Origin of the sequence: Bacillus sp. RHFS10 (genome assembly GCF_016757475.1) — a bacterium.
Lineage (GTDB): Bacteria > Bacillota > Bacilli > Bacillales > Bacillaceae > Bacillus > Bacillus subtilis_G.
The window spans coordinates 324,929-337,622 of record NZ_JAESPO010000001.1 but is presented as its reverse complement, the minus strand read 5'-3'; the positions used below and the strand labels follow the sequence as shown (position 1 = coordinate 337,622).

The window sequence follows — 12,694 nt, the reverse complement described above, 5'->3', positions numbered from 1 at the left end:
CCGAATGATTGATATGTGATAGACTGCCGCAGTTTCCCTCTTCTTTCTTACTTCACACAGAGCTTATGCTAAGAATCCAGCCCAATACCCAAGAATTCCGATGATAAAGATGCCGCATATAATGAGAAGAGGATTCACCCCTTTCCGCAGCATCCATGCCACCAATAACGTTAACCCTAGAGGCAGCGCCCCCGGCATGATGCTGTCTAACACATTTTGTACGGTTTGAACATCCACTTTTCCGCTTTCATCCTTAATCCTGGACACAACGATGGGAATGTTGATGGTGGTCCATTTGGAAACGAGAGCTCCCATTACAAATAATCCGAGAATCGAAGCGCCCTCTGTCAGCTTTTGAATGCGATTCCCCGCTAAATCCTGCAGAATCTCCATTCCTTTCACATAGCCATACTTTAATCCGTAATATTTTGTGCTTAATCTTATGGCGTTCAGCAAGAAAAAGAATAGCAAAGGGCCGGCAATGTTTCCTCCTAAAGCAAGGGATGCCCCTAACGCAGCTAAGACCGGGCGAATCGTTCCCCAGAAAATCGGGTCGCCTACACCCGCTATCGGGCCCATCAAACCGATTTTCATTCCGCTGATCGCTTTTCCATCAATTCCTTTATTGTTCGCCATTTCTTCTTCCATGGCTGCCGTCACGCCAAATATAGGCGCTGTCAGCCACGGATGTGTATTAAACCATTCCAAATGCCGCTGCAAGGCTTCGTTTCTTTTCGCGCCGGGACCGTATAATTTTTTGATCGCCGGTATCATGACATAGCAATAACCCATGGCCTGCACACGTTCGAAGTTAAAGGAGCCGAGCAAAAAGTTTGAACGAATAAACATGCTGAAAATTTCTTTTTTCGTTAATCGCTTTTCTTTCTCCATCTTTTTCATCCCCCCTCATGGTTTAGGCATCAAGATCATCATCGTCATCATAAACACCGACTTGGCCACTGTCAGATGCGGCGGCCACCGCTCCGTGCGCGGTATGTTTTTGCATCATCTGCTGGTATAAAAGCGCCAGACAGAGACCGAGGGCTCCAAATCCTACTAAGTTGAAATCGGTAAACGCTGCTAATAAGAAACCAATATAGAAAAATGGCTTTAAATATGGAATATTCATCATATTGATCACCATGGCATATCCGACAACAACGATAATGCCTCCGCCTATTTGCAGCCCTTTTGTAATCACATCCGGAATATTGCCCAAGAACGCCTGAACAGCGCTGACACTGATCAATGCGACAATCAAAGTCGGTATCATGACGCGAAGTGCTTGAAACACCATCGCGGTAATATGCATAATTTCAATTCCTTTTATATTCCCTTCTTTTGCGTATTGATCAGCGCGATGAATGAAAAAGACAGTGATCGTCCGCACAAAAATCGTCAGCGCCTGACCAGCAGCTGCCAAAGCAACAGCTACGGCAATCCCTTCGCCAATTCCCTGATCAGCGGTAATGACTAAAATGGTTGAGATGACAGAGGCGATCGCTGTATCAGGCGCCATAGCAAGGCCGACGTTCATCCAGCCCAGCGCCATCAGCTCCAGTGTGCCGCCGAGAATAATGCCTGTTTTTAAATCCCCGAGCACCAAGCCAACCAGCGTGCAGGCCACAAGCGGCCGGTGTGTCTGCCCTTCATCCAATACACTTGCGATTCCGGTGATTGCTGCAATGATTAACAACAAAATAATTTGTAATGAAGACATATTCTCATCCCCTTGATTATTTTGTTACGTTCCGTAAAATCTGGACAAAGTCCTCGCTGGCATCTGAAGGCAGCTGCCTCAATTCCACTGTCACGCCCAGATCACTTAATGTTTCAAACGCCTTTATATCTTGCTCTGTGACGCTGACTGATTTTGTGATTTGCCTGCGGTGATTTTCAAAACGCATTCCTCCAACGTTTACTGTTTTGATCGGTACGCCTGCTTCTATAAGAGATACAATATCGGACGGATTTTCAAACAAGAGCATTGCCGTTACCCCTTCATAACGCGGACTATGAAACGCTTTTGCCATTTTTGAAACCGAAACGGCACTCGCTTTTACATTTGAAGGCGCAACAGAAAGGATCAGCGCTTTTCTCATGTCGTCCTGTGCAATATCATCGGAGACAACGATAATTCGGTCTGCCGCATGGACTTTAATCCACCTTGTCAGGATTTGGCCGTGAATAAAGCGGTCATCAATTCTTGCTAACACAATGTTCATCACAATTCATCCTCTCTTGTTTCTTGATTGGCTGTTTTTACTTTTTCTAAATGTTCACTGCACACTTGAAAGCTTTGCTGGCTCATTGCTTTTAAGTTGTTCAGCAAATCTTTAAGTGTCAGATGTTCTCTCAGGCTTAATACCTCCAGCAGAATCGGCAGGTTTACGCCGGCTGCCATATCCATTCTTTGATCTTCAGCAATGAAAGAAGCTGCCGCGTTATATGGCGTTCCTCCAAAAATGTCGACTAAAAAAAGCACTTCATTTTCTTCCGGAATGTCTTTGAGCGCCTGATGATATTTTTCTTGCAGTGTTTGAACTCCTTCTCCTTTAAAAAACGGCACTGCAATCAGGTTATTTTCTTCACCGAATATCATCCCTGAAGACTCTTTTAATGCTATGGGAAAATCTCCATGACCACTGATAATAACTGAAATCATATTCATTGCTCCTTTCCTGTTTTGTACATCCATATATAATGCAAGGATTGTGCCAACAAAGTTGTGTTAAGCGTTTTCATTAAGTTTTCAGCAAATGACAGTCTATTGTTGAAACACTTGAAACCAAAAAAATAAACCTGTATTAAAATGGCGTTCCATTTAATACAGGTTCACATAAAAAAACCGCTTTTAAAACAGCTGGCCAGGCACTTCTTCAGCGAAGATGGCGGCTATAAATAATTTTTCATCATCACTTATGCGAAGTCCAAGCTTGTGTTCATATGGGGCTAATGTACGTTCTGTCACGTTCAGCATTCTTTTTAGCTGTTCATTTATTTCATCTTCCTCTGAGAAAGCTATCGGATTCTGCTTAATCACCCTCTCAAAGGCGAAAGCCGTATGCATGATGACTTTGATTAAAACAGCATTATTGAAAATGACTCCCAGCTCATCTTGAACGGTTTGCAGCCACTCTAATAACATCTCGATCATATGGTGGGGGTTCAAGAAGACAAGGTACTTTTTCAAGCTATCCTCGCAAAGCTCCCTGACAATGATATTCGCTTCGTTCAATCCATTGCTCAAGGGGGTGCTTCCTTTGGTAATCGCCTGTTGAATCAGCTTCTCTCCCTCCCCTTCAATTAACACTTCTAAAGATACATGCGGAGCATTGATTTTAGGATCTTTCGTTCCGACTGTCGCAAGGATCTCATACTCTTTTTCAATTTCTTTTATGTTGTTTGCCAATTTAATGGATGAAACAGTCAATATGTGAATCGGGGTATCAGAGGCCTTGTTTACGATCGTTGTCAGGATGTCTTCCAGCTTTTTGGCCGTCCCGCTGCCTGTCGTACAGATGGAAACCAATGCCTTCTTTTTGCCGGATGCTGCTGGCTGCCGCTCCCATAACTCAATAAAATCTTTCGTGACCGATTGATAGATCGCATGCAAATTTAAATTCAAATAGTTCACTTTTCTGACAGCATCCAGCACCATTGAGGTCGTCACATTGCTGATGGTTTTGATGGCAATGCCTGTCTTTTCCTCCAGCTTGCTTTCCAGCATCGCAAGTGACCCCATATCTACCAGCATTAAAACACCTTCCCCTTCGTCAACCTGTTTCATTTTTTCCGCTACGCATTTGATAATGTCCGAAGGTGAAACAGAAAGCGGCATATCAACTGCTGCAATGGGAGTGCTTCCTAACAGTTCTGTCGCGACTTCAACCATTGAACTCGCCGTGCTATTTCCATGTGCAGCCACGATAATACCGACCCTTTTGTTCTCTTTTAACGATTTGATGGAATGAATCAGCATTGTTAAGTAGATAACTTCTATTTCCGGGATGGCCACTTTAAAATATTTCTGAATTTGATCTTTAAATATCATCGCCACCCGATATTCTTTCACATGAGTGTCACGGATTTCATCAGTCTCCTGTGTATTTAAAACATCAATTTGTTTTCCGCGCTTTAAAAATGCGTCAATATGCATACTCAAGAAATAAATAAATTTACGGTCAAATGTGCAAGCCAGCTCATGCTCAGCTATTTCTTTTAACTGTTTGGTCATTTGAATCACGTCGTCTTCAACGAATGTCAGCAGGCTGTCCTTTTGAAACGCCCGATGATGAAAAAAACTTCTGACATGCAAATGGATATCAGTTAAGATGTACTGATTAATATCCTTTTTGGATAATCCTTCTTTCATAAGGGTTTTCACTTTTTCCTCGATCAAATGATACAAGTTAAATGAGAGGTCTTCGTCAATTTTTGTTGTTTCATCTTCTACAATCGGAGAGATAATCGTTGTAATATTGACATATTCAGAAATAGCTTTGCTTCTTTGCATGTTTTTGCTGCTGGACATCCATTCTTGCTTGATTTCATCCGGCAGATCCCGAACAGTCAGTTCAATAACCTCATTTTTTTCAAGGTTGTGCAAAAACCCGTGTGCACAAACTAACTGGACATTTGATTTCAGCTGTCCCACATTTCCAAATTTCGCAGAATGAATAAGCGCATTATAGACATCTATGTGCACACTCAGATTTTTCTTAATTCGCTCTGCTTCTTTCCCTAATAAAAACGTCGTCAGATCCACTCTTTCTTTAAGCGATCGTTCTTCAAGCGAAGGAATATGTATGGTCATTGGAATTCTTCGCAAAAATGTTTTCAATAAAGCAGAACTCGGATTTTCTGTTGTGGCGGAAATAAACAATACGTTCGATGTTCGTTTATGTTCCGATTCCCCAAGCCGGTTATAAGAACCGCTGTCAATAAAATAAAACAGCATTTCCTGCCCCTCAGGAGGGAGACGGTGGATTTCATCCATAAAAAGAATGCCCCCATCAGCCTGTTCGACTAAGCCAGCCTTATCCTCGCCGGCACCTGTAAATGAACCTTTTTTGTGTCCGAATAATTGAGATAGCAATAATTGAGGATTGTTGTAGTAATCTGCACAGTTAAATGTAATAAATGGTGAGCCGGCCTTCAAAATGTCAGAGTAAATGGCAAACTGGTAAATACGGTTCGCAAAAAGGGATTTACCGGAACCAGTCGGCCCTAGGAGGAGCATATGCAGGCCGTTCGGCGGATAAAAAACAGCTGCTTTTGCCTGGGAAATGGCTTTCTTCAAACTGCCTTTTGCCCCAATCATAAGCTCTAGAGGATTCGTAGAAATAGGTTGTTGTTTCTGTTTGGAATTCCCGGAAAACGGCTCCAGGCTTTTCACTTCCATCAACTCGGTATCCCATTTCTTGTTGCACAATCTTTCCGCTATTTCGACTGGGATGTATCGCACAGGAAACGATTTTATTTTTATGACCTTTTTGGACCGGACGAGATTGTTCAACTCAAAACTGACATTGGACCGCTCCATTTTCAGCTGCTCAGCAATTTCCTTTGCCGAACTCCCCTGTACTTTTAAAAGATGATCTAAACTTGAATCATGAAAATTATGCATAAGCTGATGGTATATTTTATCTATTCTTTTCACGTCTATCATCCTTTGTCCTTATTAGATAAGCCCTGAATATTCCGAATCTTCATGGCGGAAACATCTAATTCTACACTTCCAGAAAGGCCTCTATAGCAGATTGACATGCCGGCCTTTTATGCTTATGTGTTTAGAATGTTGAATCATTTACATCTCATATTAGTATTTTAGATTCGCGTTCCCCAGGGCTGGGCTCCTTCCAAAGTAATAATCAGTAAACAGTTTATCATTCTTGAGGAATGTAAAGATGCCAAAATCACGAATGACAAAAAATGAATCTTAAAGACTGGGTCAAATAACCTAAAATGCATCCAATTGAAACAAAGAAATGGCGGACACTCTATGTGTGTCCGCCGCAGTGATTCACGATAAAAAATCAGGATGCAGCAACTGCTCGATCTTTCTCTTTTCATTATGCAAAACTTCTTCATCTTTACAAAACATCTGGAAGGTCAGTGAATCTGTAAACATAAAAACTTTATCTCCATCGGCAAAAAATAAATATTGATGATTTCTCGCAGCCATCTTGCCCAGAATTGAAAAATCTCCGATATGATCGATTTGATATCCCCTGCTGGTCTCAATCAAAGCGGGCGTATGATCATACAATCCGCTACCTATTAAAAAAGCCTTGTACGCTTCATAAGCATCAGCAAACTCATCATCCAGATGACATTCACCCTCCCAGTCATTACTTAGAAATGGCGTAACAACTGTTTGTCCGAAAGTTGATAGATAAGGAGATATCCATTGAAAAAATAGATCCTCCATATGCACCCACTGTTTTTTTGAGATTTTTATGTTTGAATACGGATTCTCGACTGATTCAAAACCGAATGATTGATAAAAATCTTTTATTTCATGCTTATTCTCCGGGAGGCCAATCAGGATGCGATGTTTATTATTCTTTTGATGCTCCCAATCAAAAAACTGATATTCTGATAAAATTTTCAATAGCTGTGCTGTATGTAAGTTCATTATATGTCCTGCCTCATGTCATTCATTTCGCCTGTATCCTTATGAATGAGCAGCCCTCATAAGCATACTGTTATCGTCTATCCTAGCAAAACAAAAAAGACATCGTCAAAACAATGTCTTTTTGTTTGCCATTACATATTTGTTACTGTTTTCACTCGGTCACGAATGACGGTTACGCCAGTAGGACGTTTTACCAAAATCTCTTTTCCTCACTGAGCATTTACCTTTTTTTCTACTATTCAATAAAACTGGAAGTGAAAATAGAGAGTGAGAGACATTTAGCACCTGTACGAACAAGCAAATGAAAATTATATTTTTAAAATTTAAAAAGTAAACATTGTATTCTTTTAGATGGTATAATATCCGATAAAACTTTATTCATCTTTTATTATTGGAGGAAAATAAAATTGAGAGGCAATTCTAACAAAGACAATTTTGGACAACAACAAAAATTGTCTAGAGGCCTTAAAAACAGGCATATACAATTAATGGCGATTGGGGGTGCAATCGGGACAGGTTTATTCTTAGGCTCAGGAAAATCCATCCACTTTGCGGGACCATCTATTTTATTTGCTTACATGATCACCGGTGTATTTTGCTTTTTCATTATGCGTTCGCTCGGAGAACTGCTCTTATCAAATACGGGATATCACTCTTTCGTTGATTTTGTAAGGGACTATCTAGGAGACATGGCAGCGTTTATTACTGGCTGGACCTACTGGTTCTGCTGGATTTCTCTCGCGATGGCTGATTTAACTGCAGTCGGGATTTATACGCAATATTGGCTTCCTGCGGTGCCTCAATGGCTGCCGGGTCTTCTTGCGCTTATCATCTTGCTGATCATGAACCTTGCAACCGTTAAACTGTTCGGAGAATTAGAATTCTGGTTTGCATTGATCAAAGTTATCGCCATTTTGGCTCTTATCGCAACTGGTATTTTCTTGATAGCGAAAGGTTTTTCCGCTGATTCCGGCACAGCCAGCCTCACGAATCTTTGGAGCTACGGCGGCATGTTTCCAAATGGATGGCATGGATTTATCCTTTCATTCCAAATGGTTGTCTTCGCTTTTGTGGGAATTGAACTTGTTGGATTGACTGCAGGTGAAACTGAAAATCCCCAAAAAGTGATCCCTAAAGCCATCAATCAAATCCCAGTTCGGATTTTACTTTTTTATGTCGGCGCACTTTTTGTCATTATGTGTATCTATCCTTGGAACGTTTTGAACCCAAATGAAAGCCCATTTGTTCAAGTCTTTTCTGTTGTAGGCATCGTTGCCGCCGCCAGTATGATCAATTTTGTTGTATTAACATCAGCGGCATCAGCGGCCAACAGCGCTTTATTCAGCACAAGCCGCATGGTCTATTCTCTCGCCAAGGATCATCACGCCCCTGGATTATTGAAGAAACTGACTTCTTCTAAAGTTCCAAGCAATGCGCTGTTCTTTTCAACCATCGCCATTCTGATTGGCGTTAGCCTGAATTATATAATGCCCGAGCAAGTCTTTACATTGATTACAAGTGTTTCTACCATATGTTTCATTTTCATTTGGGGCATTACGGTGATTTGCCATTTAAAATATCGAAAAACAAGGCAGGATGAAGCGAAAGCAAACAAATTTAAAATGCCCTTTTACCCATTATCCAACTATTTAACACTCGCATTTCTCGCGTTCATTCTTATCGTATTGGCACTGGCGAATGATACACGTGTTGCTTTATTTGTCACTCCGGCCTGGTTTGTTTTATTGATTATCATGTATAAGGTACAGACCACCAGGGGACATAAGATAAAATAACAAAAAGACAAGGGATACACACTCCCTTGTTTTTTTTGTATTAAAAATGATACTGCCGGACTAAAAGAGGATTCGAAAGGCAAAACAACTGCTTGACTGATCTCCAATTCATGTAAGCTAATTTCAATTCATACCAGTTTTGATGCCGAAACCCACTAATATAATACCAGTTATTTTTTGAAACGCTTTCTGGAACTTCGAGTTTTTCATCCATTTTTTTGCGAAATCAATCATATAAACGAGAAAGAGGAACCACAAAACCGCTAATAAGGTTAGGATTGAAGCTAAAATGATGAGCTGCTGGTTTATGTTTCCCTTTAGATTGATAAATTGGGGCATGATTGTAACATAAACCAAAACAGTTTTAGGATTGAGAATATTACTAAGTGATCCTTGCATAAAGGAAGTTTTATAATAACGTTTCGGAGAATTTTCCTTGCTTGCTTGAGATTGCGTTTCATCAAAAGAAAACATGCTTTTGGCAAAAAAACTCTTGATTCCTAAATAAATTAAGTATGCTGCTCCCAAATATTTGATCGTTGTGAAAAGAAATACCGACTTTGCAATAACCACTGATAAACCTAAAATGGCGATAACCGTCCAAAAGGAAAGTCCTGTTGCCAATCCAAGGATGTTATAACGGCCAGCCTTTGCGCCATATCTAAGGGTATTTTTCATCACAAGCATCGTATCTGCTCCCGGTATGATAACCATCATGGCAGCAATCGGTATGTATGTGAGTATGCTGTGCATTTCTTCTCCCCCTTTAAAAAATCTCCGCAATATATAGTGACTACGATAGTAACTACTTATAAAATTGTATCAATGCGTTTGGAATAAATCAATATGGTTTGTTAAAATAGCGATTACAAGGGCAGCGACTGCTCTTTATATTGGAGGATGTATGAAGGAAAATATGTTAGACATTTTAAAAAACCTTAATTTTACCGAATATGAATCAAAAGCATATCTTGCTTTATTGCAAGAATCGCCTTTAACAGGCTATGCCGTCGCCAAAAATTCCGGAGTGCCCCGTTCTAAAATTTATGAAGTCTTGGAAAGTCTTGTCTTAAGAGGAGATGTTTTTGTAAGTCATGGAAATACACCTCAGTATGTGCCTGTCCCCGCTAAAGAACTGATTAAAAACCGCCGGCTCAAAGCGGAAGAGCATTTTGATCAGGCTGAGAAATACTTTGAAAAATTCGAGCAGACCGCAAATGACCGGGAAAATATCTGGAATATCACCGGACGCAATGAAATTCTTGAAAAAGTGAAGGCTTGTATCTTATCCGCCAAAAAAAGAATTCTCTTGGAAATATGGGAAGAGGATTTTGAAGAAATAGAATCAGAGCTAAGACAAGCGGCAAATCAAGGTGTCATTGTGACCATTATTGCGTACGGAGACATCACATCTGATTTTGCTGCTGTTTACCTTCATGATATGAGCAGTGAAATTACAGAAGAGTATGACGGGCGGTGGCTTGTCTATAGCGGAGATGATTCAGAAGTTGTAGCAGGTATCGTCTCTCTTGGCAACGACAGCCGTGCTGCATGGACGATGCATGTAGGTTTAGTCATGCCTATTACTGAAGTCATCATTCATGATCTGTACCTCATGGAAATCCTGAAAAAGCATAGAGGGCTTTTAGAAGAAAGCTTTGGGAAAAATCTCATCCAGCTGCGCCGCAAATTTTCAATCCACTCTGATTTCAAAAAACATTATTTGGAATAGAGCAAATGATGTTTCTGATATCATTATTTAACCAAAAACATTGCTTATATCAATACAAAGAACTTGTCGAGAAAAACTATTTTTCGGCAAGTTCCTTGTATTGCAAAATTTTTTTACCGATTGATCAGTCTGGCGTGGCTTTGAGGAGAATTTGTTCACTCATTTAAATCGCAATAAGGTGAGTGGGATCAGACAATAAGACATATTCCCCATTTTTATGATTGTCTTTTTTGTTAATTAATTTATTTTGCAAGGCTTAGAAATGTTTAAGCACTATTTATTGATTCTGAGAGGAATCTGGTCAGCAAACGACATTTCCTCGTATTCATTATGATCGAATATCTATACTCTGTAATCATACACCTTCAAGCCTTTCCTTACTGAATAAGCGAATGGCAATAAAGAAAAAGATAATATACACACATAAAAGCACCAAATAAGGAAGACGGAGAGCCCATTCACGATTAAAAGCCACTTCACCCACACTGACTAGAATACCGCCTAAAATTGTTCCAATGGAACTGACTCCCCAGGACAAAAAGCGAAATACTGTATTCACGCGCCCTAACAGCTCTTGGGGAACAATTCGCTGTCTATACGTTACATTCAAGACACCCCATACCACAATAAAAAAAGAGGCAATAATATAGGATAGACAGACAATATACCAATTACTGCTAAGACCTGCAATACCGTAACATATTCCCATGGTCAAAATCGAGATAAGCAAACTCTTTCTTGCCCCCAATTTTGTTTTTAGATTTGAAACTGCTCGTCCCCCGATCACACTGCCTACAGTTGCAAAGGAAATCAGCAAACCAAACTCAAAAGAACTCAAATGCAAAATCTCTTTCATGAAGAAAACTTGCATAGCAGTAATCATTGAGAAAACCATAGTGACACCAGATCCAAACAATGCTAAAGGTCTTAGCAAAGAATCATTCCAAACAAAGAGTATACCTTCTTTTAAATCAGCTTTGAAAGTAACCTTTTTTCTTTCCTCTCTCGCTTGAAAGTTACCTTTCATTCTTATTAACAAAGGAATTGAAGTGACAGAAGTAATCACATCTATAACGAAAGGCGCGGGAAGGCCAATTAGAATTAGAATGCCTGCGAGCGCTCCCCCTAAAAGATCGCTTGCGATTAATTGAACCGAAGCAAAAAGACCGTTCGCCTTCTCAAGTTGTTTACTATTAACAACCATTGGCACTATCGTTTGTGCTGTGCAGTCAAACATTACCTTAGCAGTACCAAAAAGAAACGTTAAGATAATCAAAAGCGGTACAGTCGCCCATTCATAGATTATCAGAACAGTTAACAGCAATATCATTACTGCCCTGACTGTTCCCGAAACAGCCATTAGTAAATTGCGGGGATAGCGATCAATTAAGATTCCAAAAGGCAAACTAAACAGTAACCAAGGCAGAAAGATGGCTGAGGATACCAATGACGCTAATATTGTATTACTTGTTAGTGAAGCTGCAACCCAAGGAAGCGCATTAAAAGTGAGGCCATCTCCAATACTTGTTAAGGTTACAGCAGTAAAAAGACGGCGAAAAGAAGGATCAAAAGCAGGAGTTTTTGATTTGCGTTTAATGTTCAGTTCAATTTTCATTTCTTTCTCCTTTAACCTTCATTACATAGGATTAGTTAGGTTAAGTTTCGTCACAAGCTGTTGAATATCACCTGCCCAGTGATCAAAATGAGCATAAGGGTTTGCCGTCATAGCCAACAGCTGCCAAAGAGCTGTGTTTATAAACCACTCTGCATTTAGTTTCATTAATTTTTCAGCATCCTCGGTCATCCATTGAAGGTACCATTCTAATCCTTTAGGTTTTTCAAAGGCGTATGCTCCGATTAAAACAGGTATGAGAGAACTTTCAGCTGATTCTTTAACTAGTAAGTATTCTGTTAAAATACGAGCTTTTAAAGAATCGTAAGCAAGTTCTGATATCTTGTTAATACCGGAAAGTCCACATTCGTGTAATGAAAGATTGCATACGTTAATGAGATGTGACCATCTGCTGTACATTTCACGAGTATTTTAAAAATGAGGTATTATTCGATAATACTCATCTAACAACAATTATAAGATTTGATGTCTAATAATAAAATAATTATAAAATAAAGAGAGATTTCCCATTGTCACTCACTCTACTTATATGTTTTCTTCTATTCACGTTAGGGAATGAACATGTTGAATGGAGGGAGAATAATGGCACCTAAAGAAGAAAATGAGATCAAAAAAGAACTGAAACGATACGAGCTCTTTTTCAAAAAACGATATAAGATTCTTTATACAGTAAATGATTTTATCATTGGTGCCTTGTTTCTTGTCGGAAGTATTTTCTTTTTTTATGAGCAGTTCAAGTCGGCAGGGATATGGCTGTTTGCGATTGGGAGTTTGCTGCTGTTAATCAGGCCGACGATTCGGCTGATTCATGACTTTCATTACCGTAAACATGTGGAAAACCAATTTAAACATCGATCTTCAACAGATGGTTCATCTTGAGGCATACGCGAGAG

General features: G+C 39.9%; 12 protein-coding genes. 3 read left to right on the top strand and 9 right to left on the bottom strand.

The window, feature by feature from the left end; translation table 11 throughout:
- Positions 1-63: 63 nt before the first annotated feature.
- The 6 genes from levG to JMN17_RS01615 all read right to left on the bottom strand — a co-directional run bounded on the left by levG (position 64) and on the right by JMN17_RS01615 (position 6,616).
- The gene (gene levG, locus JMN17_RS01640; protein ID WP_014114571.1) at positions 64-891 is read right to left on the bottom strand and encodes a PTS fructose transporter subunit IID; all 828 of its coding nucleotides are present in this window, start codon (positions 889-891) and stop codon (positions 64-66) included.
- Between the two features lie 22 nt (positions 892-913).
- A complete protein-coding gene (gene levF / locus JMN17_RS01635; RefSeq protein WP_087993810.1) occupies positions 914-1,720 on the bottom strand; it encodes a PTS fructose transporter subunit IIC in 807 nt (268 codons plus the stop codon).
- Between the two features lie 16 nt (positions 1,721-1,736).
- Positions 1,737-2,225, bottom strand: coding sequence for a PTS fructose transporter subunit IIB (levE, locus tag JMN17_RS01630; protein WP_087993809.1), 489 nt, complete (start codon positions 2,223-2,225; stop codon positions 1,737-1,739).
- Positions 2,225-2,665, bottom strand: a complete 441-nt coding sequence (gene levD, locus JMN17_RS01625; protein ID WP_087993808.1) for a PTS fructose transporter subunit IIA — start codon at positions 2,663-2,665, stop codon at positions 2,225-2,227. The genes levE and levD overlap by 1 nt, the downstream gene beginning before the upstream one ends.
- 189 nt (positions 2,666-2,854) lie before the next feature.
- The gene (gene levR, locus JMN17_RS01620) at positions 2,855-5,662 is read right to left on the bottom strand and encodes a transcriptional regulator LevR (RefSeq protein WP_202327107.1); all 2,808 of its coding nucleotides are present in this window, start codon (positions 5,660-5,662) and stop codon (positions 2,855-2,857) included.
- A gap of 363 nt (positions 5,663-6,025) precedes the next feature.
- A complete protein-coding gene (locus tag JMN17_RS01615; RefSeq protein ID WP_242519848.1) occupies positions 6,026-6,616 on the bottom strand; it encodes a hypothetical protein in 591 nt (196 codons plus the stop codon).
- A 431-nt stretch (positions 6,617-7,047) separates the two neighbouring features.
- Between JMN17_RS01615 and JMN17_RS01610 the strand changes: the two genes are divergently transcribed.
- Complete coding sequence (locus tag JMN17_RS01610; RefSeq protein ID WP_087993805.1) at positions 7,048-8,436, top strand: amino acid permease; 1,389 nt, start codon at positions 7,048-7,050, stop codon at positions 8,434-8,436.
- A gap of 123 nt (positions 8,437-8,559) precedes the next feature.
- Here the strand turns inward: JMN17_RS01610 and JMN17_RS01605 are convergent, their stop codons facing one another.
- Positions 8,560-9,189, bottom strand: a complete 630-nt coding sequence (locus tag JMN17_RS01605; RefSeq protein WP_087993804.1) for a LysE family transporter — start codon at positions 9,187-9,189, stop codon at positions 8,560-8,562.
- Positions 9,190-9,340: 151 nt separating this feature from the next.
- On the opposite strand from JMN17_RS01605, the gene JMN17_RS01600 reads away from it, so the two are divergent.
- A complete protein-coding gene (locus JMN17_RS01600) occupies positions 9,341-10,168 on the top strand; it encodes a TrmB family transcriptional regulator (protein WP_087993803.1) in 828 nt (275 codons plus the stop codon).
- Between the two features lie 355 nt (positions 10,169-10,523).
- On the opposite strand, the gene JMN17_RS01595 is transcribed toward JMN17_RS01600, so the two are convergent.
- Positions 10,524-11,783, bottom strand: a complete 1,260-nt coding sequence (locus JMN17_RS01595) for an MFS transporter (RefSeq protein WP_087993802.1) — start codon at positions 11,781-11,783, stop codon at positions 10,524-10,526.
- A 21-nt stretch (positions 11,784-11,804) separates the two neighbouring features.
- Positions 11,805-12,200: a hypothetical protein gene (locus tag JMN17_RS01590; RefSeq protein WP_202327101.1), complete on the bottom strand. Its 396-nt coding sequence runs from the start codon at positions 12,198-12,200 to the stop codon at positions 11,805-11,807.
- A 183-nt stretch (positions 12,201-12,383) separates the two neighbouring features.
- Here JMN17_RS01590 and JMN17_RS01585 point away from each other — a divergent pair, with 183 nt between their 5' ends.
- Positions 12,384-12,680, top strand: a complete 297-nt coding sequence (locus tag JMN17_RS01585; RefSeq protein WP_087992244.1) for a YrhK family protein — start codon at positions 12,384-12,386, stop codon at positions 12,678-12,680.
- Positions 12,681-12,694 lie beyond the last annotated feature (14 nt).